Genomic DNA, 20074 nt, shown 5'->3' on the forward strand with positions numbered 1-20074 from the left:
GACGGATCTTCTTTAATAATTTTGTTTTTGTCTACCTAGAGATCGCCGTTAAACTCGCATATTAACAATGGTTTCTTGTAAACGACCATTGATAGCATGGCGTTTTTCATTGTCTTGACGATCGGCGACATCCATAACCTCTTCGTTATTTACTAACTCTTCAAGGCTGATACTGCTTAGGAAACTGGTTATACGATCACTTAAATCACGCCACAAAGTATGAGTCAGGCAACGATCGCCACCTTGACAACCTTCTTTGTTACCCTGACAACGGGTAGCATCGACAGATTCATCAACCGCAGAAATAACTTGAGCAACAAAAATTTGCCCTGCGTCACGACCTAATAAATAGCCACCACCAGGACCACGAACACTTGCGACTAATTCGTTTTTGCGCAAACGTGAAAAAAGCTGCTCAAGATAAGAAAGGGAAATCCCTTGACGCTCTGAAATATCAGCGAGGGGGACAGGGCCTTGCTGTGAATGCAATGCAACATCAAGCATTGCAGTAACTGCGTAACGCCCTTTTGATGTCAGTCTCATAACAAATACTCCGTGGTGAACAATAATCAAATTGTGTCATTCCCGAGTAATTTAGTCAACTATTTATCCGAGTGTTTTAGTCAAGTATTATACTCAGCCGAAAGTTGACTAAAGTTAATCAACTTTGCCCTCTATTTCTTAGCCCATTTCTCAACTGACGTCAGGATACCACGTAAGATATGAAGCTCTTGTGTTTCTGGTCGCGCACGCGTAAATAGACGGCGTAAACGGCTCATTACTTGCCCCGGATGTTTAGGGCGAATAAAGCCAGATTCATTAAGCACCTGTTCTAAATGAACATAAAAACGTTCTATATCATCTGCTGGTGGATAATCAATCTCTGATGGGTTATTTTCCTCTTGTTTTTCTTCTTGGGCAAGTGCTGCCATACGAATTTCATAACTAACAAGCTGAACTGCCATCGCTAAATTTAAAGAGCCATATTCTGGATTAGTCGGAACATACAAATGAAAATCACATTTTTGTAATTCTTCATTAGTTAAACCTGTGCGTTCACGACCAAAAATAACAGCAACAGGCTTATTTTTAGCTTCCATAACACAACGCTCACCACATTCACGAGGCGCCAGCATTGGCCAAGAAAGTGTACGACTACGGGCACTTGTTCCTATGACTAAACCACAGCCTTCAATCGCTTCATCGATACTATTAACAATATGAGCATTGCCAATAACATCACTTGCACCTGCTGATAGCGCAATAGAATGTGAATCGGGTTTTTCTTTTGGGTTAACAAAATAAAGATTGGTTAATCCCATGGTTTTCATAGCTCGAGCTGCAGAGCCCATATTGCCTGTATGCGAGGTTTCTACAAGGATGATGCGAATATTTTCTAACATTGATTTCTTGTTAATTGCTTTGTGATCTATCTATTTTATCACAATTGTAGCCAGAAACACGAATGCCTGTTATACTCTGGCACGTTTTTTATCCTCGTTCTTTAACATCTTGTGGAAGATAACCATGCATCCGATGCTGAATATTGCCATACGTGCCGCACGTAAGGCTGGTAATTTAATCGCCAAAAATTACGAAAATCCTGAATCTGTAGAGACTAATCAGAAAGGTACCAATGATTTTGTCACTAACGTTGACCGTGACGCAGAAAAAATAATCATTGAAATCATCCGTAAATCTTATCCAAAACACACCATTATTACGGAAGAAAGTGGCGAGTTACTCGGTGAAGATCACGATATACAATGGGTTATTGATCCACTTGATGGCACCACTAACTTCATTAAACGTCTTCCACACTTCTCTGTTTCTATTGCTGTACGCATTAAAGGTCGTACTGAAGTTGCTGTTGTTTACGATCCTATGCGTAACGAATTATTCTCAGCCGTTCGTGGCCAAGGCGCACAATTAAATGGTTATCGTCTACGTGGCTCTAACGCTCGCGATTTAGATGGTGCTGTTCTTGCGACCGGTTTTCCATTTAAAAGTAAACAACATTCAGCCGCTTACATGAACATGTTAGGTAAACTGTTTGTACCTTGTGCTGATTTCCGTCGCACAGGTTCAGCAGCATTAGATTTAGCTTATGTTGCTGCAGGTCGTGTTGATGGTTTCTTTGAGATTGGCTTAAAACCTTGGGATTTCTTAGGTGGCGAATTAATCGCTCGTGAAGCAGGTGCTATCGTTTCTGACTTTACAGGTAACCACGGTTACCTACAAACAGGTAATATTGTTGCTGGTAACCCTCGTGTTGTCAGAGCATTATTAGCTGAGATTCGTAGCGAATTAACAGATGCATTAAAACGTTAATTTTATTGATACGAATTAAAATATAAAAGAAAAAGACCATCATATTATGGTCTTTTTTATTTTACTTACTCATCTATCGCGAATAGTGCGCTCACTGATAATTGGCTAATTTCGTGTGTGATATTCTCTAATAATTGTGGTGTTATTTCTTGTTTATCAATACGAAATAAAAATGCTTTTTTCGCGATCACAAACCCAAGTATTTGCCCAATGATCGCATGAGCACGGATAGTTGTAGTTAATGCCTTACTATTTTTATCGATTAATTTAATCAGATGGGATAGCCGTAAATGAAAAGGCTCAATAAAATTACGGTAAATTAACTCATAATTTTCAGTAGGCTCCAATTGCTCACGTAAAATCAACTGACTGTAATAATGACGCTCTGGTGCTAATAAAGCTTGTGTTAATCTTGAGACTAATAATGAAATCAGTGAGGCAAGTGATCCCCGATCTAACTTATTTTCTTTTAATAGAGACTGAAGCTTATTATCAAATTGGTCAAAATGAATTTCTGACGCTAATTCTGTCGCAATATATTGAATTACTGCGGTATAAACCCCCAGTTTCCCACCAAAATGATAAGGAATTGCTGATTGATTAACACCAGCATCCTGCGCAAGTTGTCTCGTTCTCAACCCACTTATTCCGTGTAATGCAAAAAGCTTAATACCTTCTTGTACTAACTTTTCTTGAGTCTGTTCTGTACTTATCACAGTTTTACTGGTGTTTTTCATTATTTATTAACTATTTATTATTAGGCTTATAAATCAGCCCGCATTAATTGTGTTGAGTTTGAATTTAACTCAATCCCATTACTTTTACCAACGACAACCGTACCACCTAAGTTACATAAATGATGACCGAAGCCACAGTTAGGTTCAAATGCAAATGTCATCCCTTCTTGTAATACAATTTCTCGTCCCGGATTTGGTAATCGTTCAATTTGTTTATAACGACTAGCCAATGGCAATGATTCAATACCCGGAGCAGTACCAAAGCCAATAGGCCCGTAAGGATTAATGCTATGGATAAGTGGATGTACATGCCATCCTCCTGATTTTAATAATGGTTTTTCCATTAAATCAACGACTTCACCAAAAGTAACACCCGCCTTTAAATGTTCAACACCTATTTGATAACATTCACGAGCAACCAAAGCGGCTTTTTCTAAATTCTCATGAATTTTACCCACGGCAACGGCAGCTTGGTGTTGTGTTTCATACATGCCATATAAAGCGAAGATTTCTGATAACACAATATCCCCCATTTGAATTTCACGAGGGGCTTGTGAACGATATTGCCAAGCTGGAGGCCCCCAACCGATGTATTCAGAACCTGAACCCATGAGAATTTCAGCCGTAAACCCACCTCTGGATAAACACGTCGCAGTAATAGCAGCAGCAAGATCGGCTTCTGTCGCTCCTGGTCTGGTTGTCACGCGCATAGCTTCACTCATTGCTTCACCAATGGTTGCCGCATATCTTATGTGAGCCAGTTCTTCTTCACTTTTGATCGATGCGCGTTTAAAGAAATCACGATAAACACAACTAAATTTAGCATAAGGAAATGCATCTTTAATACCGTTTAGAGTATTAAATGGCATTGCACCATCAAAGTAGAATGGAGGATAAGGCTCTAAACCAATCACACCAATATGTGCATTTTGTTGCACTCCCATTTCTTTCAACAATCGGGCAATATTACGCCCTGTTTTTCCTACAACAAGATTATCTTCATCAATCCACTGCAAATCACCGCGTAGTTTTGCTTGCATATGATCAGCGATCATCATTGGTGCAAAAGTAACGATAAGTGGTTTTTTATCTTCATGAAAAATAACGACCGCCCCGAGTCGATCATTTGTAAAATAGTGATCAATACAAAATGGTGCGGGTGCGGCAGATTCTCTATCACCATAGACAATCAATGTATCTAGCTGATTATCTTTCATAATATCTCGAGCTAACTGCCAGCGTCTGTCTCTTTCTTGTAAAGAAAAACTCGCTGGGATCTCCAATTTATTATTCATAATAGTACCTTTTAACATTCATTCATTTGAATGAATTAAATTTACCCCTAATATTTATGATAATCAATGATTCACTTGATCAAAAAATGCGCTTTTAAAGGAGAAAAAAAAGATCTGCAATATCAAGGGATATTACAGATCTTAATTTTTATGAAATAAAAAATTAGGTATTTTGAGGCTGTACTTTGGGTCTGATAAACATAGCAGGGATCGTTAATGCGGCCATTAACCAGAAGATCAATGATTCTTGATTAGGTAGTTTTTCATACAACCAACCAGAGACAATGGTCATGATCGCAATACTGCCGCCCATCGCTAATGCTGAATACACTGCTTGTAGACGAATAATTTCGTGCTCTTGACGTGCACTAATAAAACGCATCGCAGCTAAATGGCACACTGTAAATGTACCACTATGTAATATCTGAACAATAATAAGCGCAGGTAATGCGGTAAAACTTCCCATTAATCCCCAACGCAACAGTCCAGCAAAAGCAGAAAGTAAGAGTAGATTTCTTGCACTCCAACGGCGGAATAAACGATGGCTCAGCATAAAAACAACCACTTCTGAAACCACACCTAATGACCAAAGATAGCCAATTGTTGCGGTATCATATCCCGCTTTTTCCCAATAAAGTGCACTAAAGCCATAATAAGCTGCGTGTGCACCTTGCAATAAAGAGACACATAGCAGAAAACGCCAAACGGGACCATCTGAAATGAGTTTTATAAAGGACACATTATTGTGTTCTGCTTTTTTCACTTTACCCTGTGGCATAACTTTAGGGCGTAGCATAGATGTCAGGAATAGTGCAAATGTACTGGCAATCAATCCATAAAGAATAATGGGATGTCCAAACGCATCAATTAAAATGCCTAACAATGATGAGCTAATAATAAAAGCGATTGAGCCCCAAACTCGGATTTTTCCATAATTAAAAGGAAACTGCTTTTGCCACGTTCCGGCTAGAGAATCCCCTAAAGGCACCATTGGTGAAAAGAAAACGTTAAACCCGGTCATCACAAAGAATAACCATGCCCAATGACTCCCCATCATAAATGCAACAGTAAAAAGTAATGAAAGAAAAGCGAATAATCTCAATGCAGTGATAAGTTTTGATGGATCCTTTACCGCAGGCGTTAAAATTAGGCTACCAACAAAACGTGCGGTTAAACCTACACCCAATAATAGACCTATCATTGCAGGATCGACACCCTCTCCTTTTAGCCATATGGACCAAAAAGGCAAAAAGATACCGTATGAAAAGAAATAGGTAAAATAATCTAAGGCAAGCCACAATGTTGATGGAATAACCATCCAATCCCCCATTTTTAAGATGCAAAAAAACCCGCCAAGAACAAGTTCTCGAAGCGGGCTTGTACAACGGGTTTTATTATATCGTTACAAACTTATGCGTAAACTGGAAATTTAGCGCAGATATCCAAGACTTTTTGTTTCACTTTCTCAATGTTCGCTTCATCATTGATATTATCAAGGACATCACACATCCAACCGGCTAATTCACGAGCTTCCGCTTCTTTAAAACCACGACGTGTAATTGCTGGAGAACCAATACGAACACCAGAAGTTACAAATGGGCTACGTGGATCATTTGGTACACTGTTTTTGTTAACAGTGATATTTGCACGACCCAGTGCAGCATCTGCGTCTTTACCTGTAATATCTTTATCAACTAAATCTAATAAAAACAGGTGGTTTTCAGTTCCGCCAGATACTACTTTATAACCGCGATCTAAGAAAACTTCTACCATTGCTTTCGAGTTTTTAGCAACTTGTTGCTGATAAACTTTAAATTCTGGTTCCATCGCTTCTTTTAATGCAACCGCTTTACCTGCAATAACATGCATTAAAGGGCCACCTTGAGAGCCTGGGAATACAGCAGAGTTCAGTTTTTTATAAAACTCTTCATCACCACCTTTAGCAAGAATAAGACCACCACGTGGACCTGCTAAAGTTTTGTGGGTTGTTGTTGTAACAACATGCGCATGAGGAACAGGGTTAGGATAAACACCCGCAGCAACCATACCTGCTACGTGTGCCATATCAACAAATAAGAATGCACCAATGCTGTCTGCAATTTCACGCATTTTAGCCCAATCAACCAGACCAGAATAAGCAGAGAACCCACCAATGATCATTTTTGGTTGATGTTTTTTAGCTTGAACAGCGATATCTTCGTAATCGATTTTACCTGATTCATCAATACCATAAGGTACGATATTATACAGTTTACCCGAGAAGTTAACGGGTGAACCATGAGTTAAGTGGCCGCCTTGCGCTAGGTTCATACCTAAAACAGTATCACCTGGTTTTAATAATGCCATATAGACAGCGGCATTCGCTTGAGAGCCTGAGTGAGGCTGTACGTTAGCATAATCTGCACCAAATAATGCTTTTGCACGATCGATAGCCAGTTGCTCTACAACATCCACATACTCACAACCACCGTAGTAACGTTTACCCGGATAGCCTTCAGCATATTTATTTGTCAGCTGAGATCCCTGCGCCTGCATAACACGAGGGCTGGTATAATTTTCAGAAGCAATAAGTTCGATGTGCTCTTCTTGACGAGTCACTTCACCTTCCATTGCATTCCATAATTCTGGATCGTAATCAGCAATATTCATTTCACGTTTTAACATTCACATCTCCTGACTCAGCTAACTTCACTAAAGACAAACTCCCATTTGGGAGAAAGAATGCCATACAGTGTAAACTCTTTTTCTTCATTGAGATACCCCTTAATGAAAAAATACGCAATCGTTTGCCATCCAATTATAACAGTACATTATTACTTTTTAACAACCTCATTTTATCCTGCGCTTATTCCTCTTTTTGAGGCACATCTCGTCTTATTTTGCAAACCCCCCACATCATTCTCTAAGAATTGAGATTTTTTGTTAAAAAATAAAAACAGAGATTTACAAAATAATCAAAAAGAGATAAGTTGCATATAAAATGCAATTTATAAAAATTCACAATAAACTGAAAATTTTTCAGGAGCAATTATGTTAGATGCACAAACTATCACGACAATTAAATCAACAATTCCCCTCATTGCTAGAACAGGTCCTGCATTAACTGCCCATTTTTATGAGCGAATGTTTTCTCGCCATCCAGAGTTAAAAGACATTTTCACGATGAGTCATCAAAGCAGTGGTGCGCAACGTGAAGCCTTATTTAATGCGATATGTGCTTATGCAATGAACATTGAAAACTTAGCCACCATTTTGCCTGCTGTTGAAAAAATCGCACAAAAACACGCCAGTTTAAATATTCTTCCTGAACACTATCCCATCGTTGGTGAAAATTTATTAGCCACAATTGATGAGATGTTTAGTCCTGGACAAGAAGTACTCGACGCTTGGGGTGCGGCTTATCAAGTATTGGCTGATGTCTTTATCAAACGCGAAGAGCAAATTTATCAACAAAAAGAACAAGCAAACGGAGGTTGGAGAGGACTACGAAACTTTAAAGTTAAACATAAAGTAAAACAAAGTGATGTTATTACCAGTTTTGAATTAGAGCCCGAAGATGGACTTCCTGTGACTGCTTATCAAGCAGGGCAATATTTAAGTCTTTATATCCGTAATGAACATCTTGAAAACCAAGAAATACGTCAATATTCATTAACTCAATCTTCAAATAATAAAACCTATCGCATCGCAGTAAAACGCGAAGATCAAGGCATTTTATCCAATTTTCTTCATAACCATGTTCAAGAAGGTGATACTTTACAAGTCGCAGCACCAGGGGGAGATTTTTATTTAGATGTATCACCAACCACACCAGTCACCTTAATTTCAGCTGGAGTGGGTTTAACGCCAATGCTATCTATGTTACACACACTTTCAGCTCATCAAGCTAATATTAATTGGTTACATGCGGCTGAACATGGTGGTGTTCATGCGTTTAAAGATGAAGTTAATCAAATCGGCAATCAACTTTCGCACTATCAACAAGCAATATGGTATCGCACACCACGTTCTGAAGACGTGCAAAATACAGATTATCAATTCGAAGGCTTAATGACATTAAACCAAGTGGAAGATTGGTTAGTTATTCCTGATATGCATTTCTATTTTTGTGGTCCATTGCCTTTTATGCAATCTATTGCTAAGCAACTTATTGAATTAGGTATTCATAGTGAAAAACTTCATTATGAATGTTTTGGTCCTCATGCTGTTATTACACAAGATCAACAATAGAAATACCTTTATTAACGTTCAATTTTAAATTGAAGAAAAAAGCGCTGATAAAATTATATTTACTAGCGCTTTTATTGATTATTTTACTGCTTTTTATGATTGATATTTATTTTCAATCGCAGTAGGAATAACATGATCTTTAGCAGAAAAACCATACCAAATAACACTCGCTAAACAGAGCGTATAACCAAATAATTCACTGCCCTCTTCCACCATATTTTTAACAGCACGGTTATAATCTTCGCCTAATAATTTATGCCAAAGTATTCCCATCCCAAATAAACGAGAAAACAGTAAAATACATAATAGACCCGCGACTAACATTCCATGGCTCGGATGAGTAATAAAGTGAATTAAACCTTTTAACGTTCTCTTACCTTCTCTAATTGCAACTGCAATACAAATAAACGCCACCGTTAGCGCAAACCAAACCCAAGAACCATGTGCAATCTGATCAAATACACCGTCTAACTCACGAATTAAAATACACAAGAAAAAGCCCATAATAAGCGTGAACGCCCCCCGTTGTTCACTTTCTTGGCACGCTTTAACAAAAAAGAATAAGCAGATAATCGCGACAATAATCTCTTGACCTAATTCAGTTACCGATGTTTCAGAAATACCATTATCAAACACCAAAATATCAAGAAAGATAAATCCCGTAGTGATAGCGATTAACACTGCTGCACATAAAAATAAAGCAAGACACTTTAATAAATAATTAAACACTTTTTTGCCCATACCTTAATGATTTTTAATATTGATGATAATAACTTTCCTTAAAAGTTATTGAATAACATTTTGTGCCTTGAAGTTAACAAAAAATAGTAAAATAAATTGTTCAGTATCATCAATAGACTTGTATAAGATATAAATAGCATTATAGGCAAAACATAAAAAAACTAATTATGTACAAGAAAAAGAAAAAGCTCGATATTTTGATTAAAAATATCGAGCTTTAATAAAAATGCAGAATATATTTATTTGGCTTAAATTAATAACTAAATAGCTTCTTCGTCTTGTTCACCAGTACGAATACGAATAACACGATTCACATCAAAGACAAAAATCTTACCATCACCAATTTTACCTGTTTGTGCCGTTGTCATAATAGTCTCTACACAGGTTTCAACAATCTCATCAGAGACAACAATTTCAATCTTCACTTTAGGTAAAAAGTCGACCATGTATTCAGCGCCGCGGTAAAGCTCAGTATGCCCTTTTTGGCGACCGAAACCTTTCACTTCTGTTACGGTCATTCCCGTGATACCCACTTCGCCGAGCGCTTCTCTTACATCATCTAATTTAAACGGCTTAATTATCGCTTCAATTTTTTTCATCGTATTATCCTGCTATTACCAGTTGTGGCGACCAAAACCGCTTGTAATTGGGTATCTGCGATCTTTACCAAAATTACGACTTGTAATACGTGGCCCAACAGGGGCTTGACGTCGCTTATATTCATTAATATCGACTAATTTTATCACTTTACGGACTGTCGCTTCATCAAATCCGACTGCAACTAAATCAGATACAGATTTATCTTGTTCAACATAACCTTCAAGAATAGCATCCAGAATGTCATAAGGAGGTAAATTATCTTGGTCTGTCTGTCCCGGTGCAAGTTCTGCTGATGGTGGCCTATCAATAACACGCTGAGGAATAGCGGGTGAAAGTGTATTACGATATTTAGAAAGTTCAAAAACTAACGTTTTAGGTACATCTTTTAGTACATCAAAACCACCCGCCATATCACCATACAATGTGGAGTATCCCACGGCTGATTCACTTTTATTGCTTGTCGTTAACACTAAACGGCGACGTTTATTCGACATTGCCATCAAAATAACAGCACGACAACGTGCTTGTAAATTTTCTTCGGTAGTATCTGCCGCGGTATCTTTAAAAATAGGGGCAAGCTGAGTCATAAAAGCATCAAACATGGGTTCAATGGAAACCGTATCAAACTCAACACCTAATAAATCTGCTTGTTCTTTTGCGTCATGAATACTCATTTCTGAAGTATAACGAAATGGCATCATAACAGCCTGAACACTCTCTTTTCCTAAGGCATCAGCCGCGATAGCAACCGTTAATCCAGAATCAATACCACCAGATAATCCAAGAATTGCACCTTTAAAACCGTTTTTAATGACATAATCACGTGTTGCAAGCACTAACGCTTGATAAACTTGCGCTAAAGGTGAAAGTTCTGGCGCAGGATCTTCCATCGGAATAATATTTAATTCGTCAAATTCAACGATGGTAGTTTGCTCATCAAATGCGGCTAAACGATGCGTAATAGTACCGCGTTCATCAAATACTTTTGAACAACCATCAAACACCAACTCATCTTGACCACCAATTTGGTTAAGATAAATCACAGGAAGATGTGTTCTTTGGCAATGTTCTTTAATGAGTTGTGTACGAACATGGGGTTTTTCACGGTTATAAGGAGATGCATTAATAGATAGAACGAGATCAGCACCTGCTTGCTTTAATGCATCGATAGGTTCATTGATCCAAATATCTTCACAAATTAACAAACCTAGATGGTAGCCTTTAAATGGTACCACACAGCGCTCATTGCCTTGTTGAAAATAACGCTTCTCATCAAACACACCATAATTAGGTAATTGCTGTTTGAAATAACGCGCTTGTAATTCACCTTTATAGAAAAATGAAAGTGCATTGTAAATTTTGCCGTTTTGCCACCAAGGATGTCCAACAACAATCGCCGTTTTTTTACTTGCTTGTTCTAAACGCGTAAGTTGTGTTTCACAACGCTGTTGGAAATCAGGACGAAATAGCAGATCTTCAGGAGAGTAACCGCATAAAGCCAATTCAGAGAACATGACTAAATCAGCCTCTTCTTGTGCTTTAACGGTAGATAACATGCGTTCGCAGTTACCTTCAATATCGCCAACAACCCAATTAAGTTGAGCCATGGCGAGTTTTAGTTTACGACTCATAACAATTAGTCTCTCCGCTATCTTCCGCATAAAAGGAAAGTTAGTTTAAAAATATATTCGTTATCTGAAAAGGTTATTCTTTAAAATCATTCGCATCTAGCTCATGACGAGATAACAATTTGTAAAACTCAGTTCGATTACGCCCAGCCATACGAGCGGCTTGGGTCACATTGCCCTTTGTCATTTGTAAAAGCTTTCTCAAATAGGTCATTTCAAAATGCCCTCTAGCTTCTGCAAATGTAGGCAGTGCTGTATTTTCACCTTGTAATGCCTGTGTTACAAGCGCTTCACTAATCACGGGTGCCGTTGTTAACGCAACACATTGCTCAATCACATTAACCAATTGGCGCACATTACCCGGCCAACTTGCTGTCATTAAGCATTTCATCGCATCGGTTGAAAAGCTTCGAACAAAAGGTTTATGACGTTTGGCAGACTCTCTCAATAAGTGATTAGCAAGAATAGGAATATCTTCGGCCCTCTCACTTAATGTCGGAATACGTAAATTAACCACATTTAAACGATAGAACAGATCTTCACGAAATTCATTACGTTCCATCGCTTTAGGTAAATCACGATGCGTTGCAGAAAGAATACGTACATCAATATCAATATCGCGGTTACTGCCTAATGGGCGAACTTTTCGCTCTTGTAAAACACGTAATAACTTAACTTGCAATGCCATTGGCATATCGCCAATCTCATCTAAAAATAATGTGCCACCTTCAGCGGCCTGAAACAGACCTTCACGACTACTCACCGCGCCTGTAAAAGCGCCTTTCGCATGACCAAATAATTCAGACTCGAGTAGTTGCTCTGGTAAAGCACCACAGTTAATGGCGATAAAAGGTTTTTTTGCTCTAGGACTTGCGCGATGGATAGCTTGAGCAAGCACTTCTTTCCCCGTACCACTTTGACCATTGATAAGTACACTCACATCTGATTGGGCGACGAGTTTTGCTTGCTCTAATAAACGTAGCATTTGCGGGCTACGTGTTACGATATCTTTTGACCATTCCTCATCTGAAACAATCGTCACAAGCTCAAGAGCTTCATCAATCGCTTTATACAGTGCGTCTCTATCAACCGGTTTGGTTAAAAAGCTAAATACCCCTTGCTGTGTTGCCGCTACCGCATCAGGAATAGAGCCATGAGCAGTAAGAATGATAACAGGCATACCGGGTTGTTGACGTTGTATTTCAGCAAACAATGCCATGCCATCCATTTCATCCATTCGGAGATCACTAATAACAAGGTCTATTTTTTCTTTTAAGAGAAGTTTTAGTGCTTCTTGTCCACTTTCAGCGGTGAAGATATGAAAACCTTCACTTGTTAATCGCATACCAAGTAACTTTAATAACCCAGGATCGTCATCGACAAGTAAAAGATTTGCTGATTTATGGCCAGCCATGCACATTCTCCTTATTTAGAACCTGCTTCAGTCGGTTTTGAGCTTTGTGTGTCAGTATCCGTTTTGACAGGTTCTGGTTTTACCGCCTCAGGTTTCGTAGATTCAGTTTTCGTAGATCCTGATTTTGAAGGCTCTGGTTTAACCACTGTTGCAGAAGGTTGTTTTTCCTCGCCCTTTGACTTATCTGTTATCGATTGCGTCGAAACAGGTTTTTCAGTCGTTTTTTCAACCTCGGGTTTTTCGGTAGTCGGTTTCTCTGTATTTACTGTTTCGGTTTCCGCAGAGGTTGCGGGTGCGCTCTCGGCTAAATCTTCATTTTGCGATAGCGAATCAACAGAGCTACTCTGTTTTCTATTCGATAACTGACGTTCAATTTGGGTAAGGCTTTCAAGCTTTTTCAGGGTCACATTCAGTTCATGCTGTAACACACTATTTTCTTTTCTTAGCGTATCAATTCTATTATCCGTATCTGTGGTTAAACGACGATAACGACTTTTTTCTTCTGCTAAAGAGAGAATGAGTGTTTGGTTCTCAATCCATGTCGATAATAGTGTTCGCATAGAACTCGGAAATTGTAATTTATAGCTTTCTAATAACACTAATTGTGTTCGACGATCGGCAATCGTCATTCCCGCACGCTCTAATAGGATACTTTTATAAAATGCATCATCCCAACCTGTGACGACAACACTGCTTGCTTGACGCTGTGCTTCTGTCGTCATTATGCGGTTTGTACATTCAATGACACGTAACCAATAAAGTGCGTTATTGATACCTTCATCATAAAATGAGCTTAATGTTTTGCATTCAGCCCAACGATAATCAATCGTTTTTTGTTTAACAACAGGGATTTCTTGCTCAGGCTCTTGTGTCTCAGTGAGCGACTTTGGGGTACACCCTGAAAGAACCAGCGGAAGCATAATAAATAAGAAACACTGCTTCCAATTTGATACGATTTTTCTAGTTGATGCAGGGGCCATAGATAACAATTCAATACCAAGCATCTTCTTATTTATTTTTTTATACTCATGATGAGGAGATGCTCGTTTTTGTGACCTGATTTGCATTATTTAATCTCAGAAAGTAGCGGTAATTCAATACGAAAACAGACATCGGCATAGTCAGAAGGAACAACGCTTAATTCACCTTCCATTCTTTTGATACAATCATGAGCAATACTTAAACCTAAACCACTTCCTTTTACAGCCCCTTTACGTAGCAACGATCCTTGGAAAAAGGGTTCAAAAATCATTTTTTGTTCAGATTCAGGGATAGGCGTTCCTTTATTGGCTATATCAATAACTATTTTCTGTTCAACTTGATAACTAGAGATCCAGATATTACCTGATTCAGCACCATAGTGCACCGCATTCGAGTAGAGATTGTCGATAACTCGTGATAATAACGTCGCTTCTGCTCGACATGTGGTTAGATTAAGTGAAATTATCGTTTTAATATCTTTTGCTCTCGCGGGTAAACTGTGAGCTAATACCACGTCATTGACTAAATCAGTCAAGTTCACATCTTCTATTTGTTGAGGGACTTCAGAAAGTTTACGATTATAATCAAGCAGTTGTTCAATTAATAGTTGTAATTGCTTGCTGCTATTATCAAGAATTGAAACGACTTCTTTTTGATCAAGCGTTAAAGGACCTGCTACTTCATCAGCTAATAATTCTGTGCCTTCTCGCATACTGGCTAATGGTGTTTTTAACTCATGAGAGATATGACGCAGAAATTCATGTCGCTGTGATTCAAGCCATGCTAAACGCTCACTTAACCAAATAATACGTTGAGCTAATGAACGTAACTCTCTAGGCCCTTGAAAAGTATCTAAATTATTACTGAGTGTGCGTCCTTCACCTAATCGATTGATCATCTTTTCAATCCCTTTAACAGGACCAATAATCATTCGAGTAAATAGCGCAATGAGGATCAAGCTGAAAACAAAAACGATAAGACTTTGCCAACCGAAATAGCGACCTTTCTCAGCAATTGCCATTTGGAGTTGTTCACCACGGCTAAAAATAATCTCTTTAGTTAATACCACAATACGGTTATTGGCATAAGAGAACTGCTCTAAAGCTTGTTGCATCTCTTTGGTGGGCTCACTGCTTTCACATTGAATCGATGTTAATTTTTCAAGTGAGGTATTAAGTACATCGGCTTCTTTAGAAGCAGAAAGAGGTATAATGGTTTGCTGTAATGTTGAGAAGAGTTTGGTGTATTGCTGGTAACGTTGCTGATACATATCATCATCGGTTTTATCTCTTAACACACAATATCGACGATAGTTTCCTTCCATTTCAATTGCTAGATTTCGCATCACTTCACTACGTTCAGTATCTGCAAGTGCATTTTTATTAGTAATAGCCGCCTGATTACTTAATTGATCAAGACTTTGATAAGCCTGATAAGCAAGCACAAGCAAAGGTAATAACACCATCCAAAATGCCATTATTACGAGCTGTCTTAAAGAACGAGGGAAAATACGCCACTTTTTCAATGAAATCATCTCAACACCTATTAGAGTAATGCGATGCTACATGACTTGATAACAAGAAAAAAGTCCGACATTAGGAAAATCAAATAAGAGAACAAACACAAACGAGGAAATGGGGCTGACTCTAGAAGTGGGAGAGCGGAATATCTTACTGAGATATTCCGCTCGTCAATATTTCATCTCTTTTTTCTCTAAAAGAGAATGAAGGTGGTGCCTCACTCCACGTGTCGCCCTGTGTTTGATAAGGTCCGAAGACGAGTATCATGATGTTGGACGGTAGGCACCTTACTCTGGCGTCATTCCTGGCTTATGTGGTATGTTCCCACCCATATTGTGGACCGACATAAAAAGTTGAATGAGCAACTGATTTATATAATGCACAAGGCGTGCCAACTTTTCAAGTAAATATTTAACGCGTTGAAAATAAACAAAAAATAAAAAATCTCTCTAATATTTTATTTATCACTCTTTTTTATCTAGTTATAAAACAATCAAACTGTCTCCATATCCAGACAGAGTTACCCTAAATTTAATAATTACTTATATTTCAATTAATTAAATGTCGCCAAAAAGAGACACTTAAAATAACGAGTGTCACCTATTTTATACAATGAAAAATAATTCCTTTATTATCAATAAAATAAAGCCTCTAACAATGTAGAGGCTTTATGTGTTTATTACTAAGGTAATATTACCTTTGATTAATCAAATTGTTTTCTTGCATTGCGGAATAAACGCATCCAAGGGCTGTCTTCCCCCCAGTTATCTGGATGCCAAGAATTACTGACCGTTCTAAACACACGTTCTGGGTGAGGCATCATAATGGTTGAACGACCATCTTTTGTCGTGACCGCAGTGATCCCTTTTACAGAGCCATTAGGATTTAATGGATATTGTTCTGTTGGATTGCCATAATGATCCACAAAACGTAATCCTACTAAATTTTGAGCCTCTAGTTGTGCTAATTGCTCTGTATTACGGAATTCAGCAAACCCTTCACCATGAGAAACAGCAATAGGCATTTGTGAACCCGCCATACCTTGCAATAATAATGATGGGCTTTCTGTCACTTTCACTAAACTAAAGCGCGCTTCAAAACGCTCAGAACGATTGCGAACAAAACGAGGCCACAAGTCTGCACCTGGAATAAGTTCGGATAATGTTGACATCATTTGGCAACCATTACAGACCCCAAGAGATAAAGTATCTTGGCGTTCAAAGAATTGAGCAAACTCATCACGTAAACGAGAATTAAATAAAATAGACTTAGCCCAACCTTCACCCGCACCTAATACGTCACCGTAAGAGAATCCACCACAAGCCACCAGCACATCAAAATCACTGAGTGAACGTCGTGATGAATGTAAATCACTCATATGAACGTCGATAGCATCAAAACCCGCCCTATCAAAAGCAGCCGCCATTTCAACATGAGAATTAACACCTTGTTCTCTTAATACCGCAATACGAGGACGGCTTCCAGTTGCAATATAAGGTGCAGCAATATCTTCATTTGGATCAAACGTTAACTTCACATTTAACCCTGGATCGTTGAGATCTTGTTTTGCTTGATGTTCTTCATCCGCACACTCTGGATTATCACGTAGACGCTGCATTTGCCAAGTTGTCTCTGCCCACCAAAGACGCAATGTACTGCGTTTTTCATTATAAACTTCGGTTTCACGACTTTGGATAATAATGGCGTCATTTTCTGTTGCTTGGCCTAAATAATGTAAACAATCCGCTAAGCCATATTCAGCAAATAATGCTTCGACAACCTCTTGATGTTCACCACGAATTTGGATCACACCACCGAGCTCTTCATTAAAGAGTCCCGCTAAAATATCTTCATCAAAAGCACTAATATCAACGCTTAAGCCACAATGACCTGTAAATGCCATTTCGGCAAGAGTGACAAATAATCCACCATCAGAGCGATCATGATAGGCCAACAATTTGCCATCACTGACCAATTGCTGCATCACATTGAAGAACTGTTTTAATTGCTCAACATCACGAAGATCTGCCGCTTTCTGACCTAGCTGACGATAAACTTGTGCGAGTGCCGTCGCACCTAATGCATTATGTCCATTTCCCAAATCAATCAAATACAAGCGGTTGCCTGCTTGTGTTGATAATTCAGGTGTCACTGTTTTACGCACATCTTCAACACGAGAGAATGCCGTAATAACTAAAGATAATGGGGATGTTACTTCTTTAGTTTGACCGTCTTTATCTTGCCAACGCGTTTTCATTGACATCGAATCTTTGCCCACAGGAATAGTAATGCCTAACGCTGGGCATAGCTCTTCACCAATGGCTTTCACTGCGTCATATAAACCGGCATCTTCACCAGGGTGACCTGCGGCAGACATCCAGTTAGCCGAAAGCTTAATGCGATTAAGCGCTTCTACATCACAACCCGCCATATTTGTTAGCGCTTCCCCGACGGCCATACGTGCAGATGCAGCAAAATCTAACAATGCGATAGGTGCGCGTTCACCAATAGACATCGCTTCACCATAATAACTATCTAATGTTGCTGTAGTAACAGCACAGTTAGCAACAGGAATTTGCCAAGGACCAACCATTTGATCACGTGCAACCATACCCGTTACCGTGCGATCACCAATAGTAATTAAGAAGGTTTTTTCAGCAACGGCGGGTAAATGAAGAACACGATAAACCGCATCTTTTAAATCGATATCTTTACGAGAGAGATACTCACCTTCTGTTTTAAGCGATTTTACATCACGCAACATTTTAGGCGCTTTACCTAATAATATGTCTAATGGCATATCAATCGGCTTATTATCAAAGTGTGTATCATTGAGCACTAATTCACGCTCTTGTGTTGCTTCACCGATCACTGCATAAGGTGCTCTTTCTCGCTGACATAACGCATCAAAAAGAGGCATTTTTTCAGGTGATACCGCCAATACATAACGCTCTTGGGATTCATTACACCAGATCTCTAGTGGGCTCATACCTGGTTCATCATTAAGAACATCACGCAATTCAAAACGACCACCACGACCGCCATCATTAACTAATTCAGGCATTGCATTAGAAAGACCACCAGCACCAACATCATGAATAAATAAAATCGGGTTATCGTCACCTAATTGCCAACAACGATCGATAACCTCTTGGCAACGCCGTTCCATTTCTGGATTATCACGCTGAACAGAAGCGAAATCTAAATCTGCATCTGATTGACCCGATGTCATAGAAGAAGCAGCCCCACCGCCAAGGCCGATATTCATAGATGGTCCACCAAGTACAATCAACTTGGCACCAACGGTGATTTCACCTTTTTGTACGTGATCTTCACGAATATTACCGATCCCCCCAGCTAACATAATGGGTTTATGGTAACCGCGAATTTCAATACCATTGTGGCTATTAACACGTTCTTCATAGGTTCGGAAATAGCCGAGTAATGCTGGACGACCGAACTCATTATTAAATGCAGCACCACCTAACGGGCCTTCAGTCATGATGTCTAATGCATTAACAATACGCTCTGGTTTACCAAAATTTTCTTCCCAAGGTTGCTCAAATCCAGGAATACGTAAGTTAGAAACCGAAAATCCAACTAGGCCCGCTTTAGGTTTTGCACCGCGTCCAGTTGCACCTTCATCTCGAATTTCGCCGCCCGATCCCGTTGCTGCTCCTGGCCAAGGTGAAATAGCCGTTGGGTGATTATGCGTTTCTACTTTCATCAAGATATGTACAGGTTCTTGATGATAGTGATAATGTCCTTTTTCTGAATCGGGATAAAAACGCCCCGCCACAGAGCCTTCCATTACTGCGGCATTATCTTTATAAGCTGACATGACATAATCAGGCGTTTGCTCAAACGTATTTTTAATCATTTTAAATAATGATTTATCTTGAGCTTTACCATCAATGATCCAATCAGCATTAAATATTTTGTGGCGGCAGTGTTCGGAGTTAGCTTGTGCAAACATATAAAGCTCAACATCGGTTGGATTACGTTGTAAGCGGTTAAACGCATCGACTAAATAATCAACTTCATCGTCTGCTAACGCTAACCCCATTTCGATATTAGCTTTTATTAGTGCGTCTTTACCTTTCGCAAGCACATCAATCGTTTTTAGTGGTGCTGGGGCTTGCTCAGCAAAAAGTGCATTTACATCTTGATAATTTAAAAAAATGGTTTCCATCATTCGATCATGAATAAAACCATAAAGCTGTTGCCACTGAGTGGCGGTCATCGTACCGCACTCAATAAAATAGGCGATACCTCGTTCAATTCGGACAACCTTGGCTAGACCACAGTTATGAGCAATATCTGTCGCCTTAGAAGACCAAGGTGAAATGGTTCCTGGACGAGGTGTAACGACTCGCATTTCCCCAACAGGCTCATGTTCTGTTAATGATGGTCCATAATGTAGGAGTTGACGTAATTTAATTTGATCATCTTCAGATAACTGCCCTTCCACTTTCGCGAAATGGACAAATTCCGCGTATATACTTTGTACAGGAAGATCATTTTCCTGACATAGAGTGAGTAATTTATTAATACGAAACGCGGATAAAGCGGGGGAGCCACGCAGGATTTCCATAGT

The 20074-nt window shown here is 39.0% G+C and carries 15 protein-coding genes; 2 read left to right on the plus strand and 13 right to left on the minus strand.

Annotation, left to right across the window (positions count from 1 at the left end):
- Nucleotides 1-48 precede the first annotated feature (48 nt).
- Both iscR and trmJ read right to left on the minus strand, forming a co-directional pair.
- Nucleotides 49-543, minus strand: coding sequence for a Fe-S cluster assembly transcriptional regulator IscR (gene iscR, locus SB028_RS13585; RefSeq protein WP_006533450.1), 495 nt, complete (start codon nt 541-543; stop codon nt 49-51).
- A 131-nt stretch (nt 544-674) separates the two neighbouring features.
- Entirely contained in the window at nt 675-1403 is a 729-nt protein-coding gene (trmJ, locus tag SB028_RS13590) for a tRNA (cytosine(32)/uridine(32)-2'-O)-methyltransferase TrmJ (protein WP_069367847.1), read from the minus strand.
- Between the two features lie 124 nt (nt 1404-1527).
- On the opposite strand from trmJ, the gene suhB reads away from it, so the two are divergent.
- On the plus strand, nt 1528-2331 hold the full coding sequence (gene suhB / locus SB028_RS13595) for an inositol-1-monophosphatase (protein ID WP_069367846.1): 804 nt from the start codon (nt 1528-1530) through the stop codon (nt 2329-2331).
- A gap of 65 nt (nt 2332-2396) precedes the next feature.
- On the opposite strand, the gene SB028_RS13600 is transcribed toward suhB, so the two are convergent.
- The 4 genes from SB028_RS13600 to glyA form a co-directional block, all read right to left on the minus strand.
- Nucleotides 2397-3068, minus strand: coding sequence for a CerR family C-terminal domain-containing protein (locus SB028_RS13600; protein WP_069367845.1), 672 nt, complete (start codon nt 3066-3068; stop codon nt 2397-2399).
- Between the two features lie 26 nt (nt 3069-3094).
- Nucleotides 3095-4363, minus strand: a complete 1269-nt coding sequence (locus SB028_RS13605; RefSeq protein ID WP_069368028.1) for a M24 family metallopeptidase — start codon at nt 4361-4363, stop codon at nt 3095-3097.
- Nucleotides 4364-4526: 163 nt separating this feature from the next.
- Nucleotides 4527-5681 carry a 3-phenylpropionate MFS transporter gene (locus tag SB028_RS13610; RefSeq protein WP_318859587.1) on the minus strand — a complete coding sequence of 385 codons (1155 nt, stop codon included), beginning with the start codon at nt 5679-5681 and terminating at the stop codon, nt 4527-4529.
- 92 nt (nt 5682-5773) lie between these two features.
- A complete protein-coding gene (gene glyA / locus SB028_RS13615) occupies nt 5774-7027 on the minus strand; it encodes a serine hydroxymethyltransferase (protein ID WP_069367843.1) in 1254 nt (417 codons plus the stop codon).
- A 366-nt stretch (nt 7028-7393) separates the two neighbouring features.
- On the opposite strand from glyA, the gene hmpA reads away from it, so the two are divergent.
- Nucleotides 7394-8593, plus strand: coding sequence for an NO-inducible flavohemoprotein (gene hmpA / locus SB028_RS13620; RefSeq protein WP_069367842.1), 1200 nt, complete (start codon nt 7394-7396; stop codon nt 8591-8593).
- A gap of 93 nt (nt 8594-8686) precedes the next feature.
- Here the strand turns inward: hmpA and SB028_RS13625 are convergent, their stop codons facing one another.
- The 7 genes from SB028_RS13625 to purL all read right to left on the minus strand — a co-directional run bounded on the left by SB028_RS13625 (nt 8687) and on the right by purL (nt 20071).
- Entirely contained in the window at nt 8687-9334 is a 648-nt protein-coding gene (locus SB028_RS13625; RefSeq protein ID WP_069367841.1) for a hypothetical protein, read from the minus strand.
- Nucleotides 9335-9594: 260 nt separating this feature from the next.
- Nucleotides 9595-9933 (minus strand): nitrogen regulatory protein P-II, encoded by a 339-nt coding sequence (gene glnB, locus SB028_RS13630; RefSeq protein WP_069367840.1) that lies wholly within the window; start codon nt 9931-9933, stop codon nt 9595-9597.
- A 15-nt stretch (nt 9934-9948) separates the two neighbouring features.
- On the minus strand, nt 9949-11565 hold the full coding sequence (locus SB028_RS13635) for an NAD+ synthase (RefSeq protein WP_069367839.1): 1617 nt from the start codon (nt 11563-11565) through the stop codon (nt 9949-9951).
- A 73-nt stretch (nt 11566-11638) separates the two neighbouring features.
- Complete coding sequence (glrR, locus tag SB028_RS13640; RefSeq protein ID WP_023581612.1) at nt 11639-12976, minus strand: two-component system response regulator GlrR; 1338 nt, start codon at nt 12974-12976, stop codon at nt 11639-11641.
- Between the two features lie 11 nt (nt 12977-12987).
- Nucleotides 12988-14043, minus strand: a complete 1056-nt coding sequence (gene qseG / locus SB028_RS13645; protein ID WP_069367838.1) for a two-component system QseEF-associated lipoprotein QseG — start codon at nt 14041-14043, stop codon at nt 12988-12990.
- Nucleotides 14043-15491, minus strand: a complete 1449-nt coding sequence (locus SB028_RS13650; protein WP_069367837.1) for a sensor histidine kinase — start codon at nt 15489-15491, stop codon at nt 14043-14045. Before SB028_RS13650 ends, qseG begins: the two co-directional genes overlap by 1 nt.
- Nucleotides 15492-16180: 689 nt before the next feature.
- Entirely contained in the window at nt 16181-20071 is a 3891-nt protein-coding gene (purL, locus tag SB028_RS13655) for a phosphoribosylformylglycinamidine synthase (protein WP_248620722.1), read from the minus strand.
- Nucleotides 20072-20074 lie beyond the last annotated feature (3 nt).

The organism is Proteus vulgaris (genome assembly GCF_033708015.1).
Taxonomy (GTDB): Bacteria; Pseudomonadota; Gammaproteobacteria; order Enterobacterales; family Enterobacteriaceae; genus Proteus.

Coding starts and splice junctions, on each gene's coding strand:
- glrR (WP_023581612.1), bottom strand. CDS start 12,976: ATGGCTGGCCATAAATCAGCAAATCTTTTACTTGTCGATGACGATCCT.
- glnB (WP_069367840.1), bottom strand. CDS start 9,933: ATGAAAAAAATTGAAGCGATAATTAAGCCGTTTAAATTAGATGATGTA.
- trmJ (WP_069367847.1), bottom strand. CDS start 1,403: ATGTTAGAAAATATTCGCATCATCCTTGTAGAAACCTCGCATACAGGC.
- SB028_RS13600 (WP_069367845.1), bottom strand. CDS start 3,068: ATGAAAAACACCAGTAAAACTGTGATAAGTACAGAACAGACTCAAGAA.
- iscR (WP_006533450.1), bottom strand. CDS start 543: ATGAGACTGACATCAAAAGGGCGTTACGCAGTTACTGCAATGCTTGAT.
- SB028_RS13625 (WP_069367841.1), bottom strand. CDS start 9,334: ATGGGCAAAAAAGTGTTTAATTATTTATTAAAGTGTCTTGCTTTATTT.
- qseG (WP_069367838.1), bottom strand. CDS start 14,043: ATGCAAATCAGGTCACAAAAACGAGCATCTCCTCATCATGAGTATAAA.
- glyA (WP_069367843.1), bottom strand. CDS start 7,027: ATGTTAAAACGTGAAATGAATATTGCTGATTACGATCCAGAATTATGG.
- SB028_RS13610 (WP_318859587.1), bottom strand. CDS start 5,681: ATGGTTATTCCATCAACATTGTGGCTTGCCTTAGATTATTTTACCTAT.
- purL (WP_248620722.1), bottom strand. CDS start 20,071: ATGGAAATCCTGCGTGGCTCCCCCGCTTTATCCGCGTTTCGTATTAAT.
- SB028_RS13650 (WP_069367837.1), bottom strand. CDS start 15,491: ATGATTTCATTGAAAAAGTGGCGTATTTTCCCTCGTTCTTTAAGACAG.
- hmpA (WP_069367842.1), top strand. CDS start 7,394: ATGTTAGATGCACAAACTATCACGACAATTAAATCAACAATTCCCCTC.
- SB028_RS13635 (WP_069367839.1), bottom strand. CDS start 11,565: ATGAGTCGTAAACTAAAACTCGCCATGGCTCAACTTAATTGGGTTGTT.
- SB028_RS13605 (WP_069368028.1), bottom strand. CDS start 4,363: ATGAATAATAAATTGGAGATCCCAGCGAGTTTTTCTTTACAAGAAAGA.
- suhB (WP_069367846.1), top strand. CDS start 1,528: ATGCATCCGATGCTGAATATTGCCATACGTGCCGCACGTAAGGCTGGT.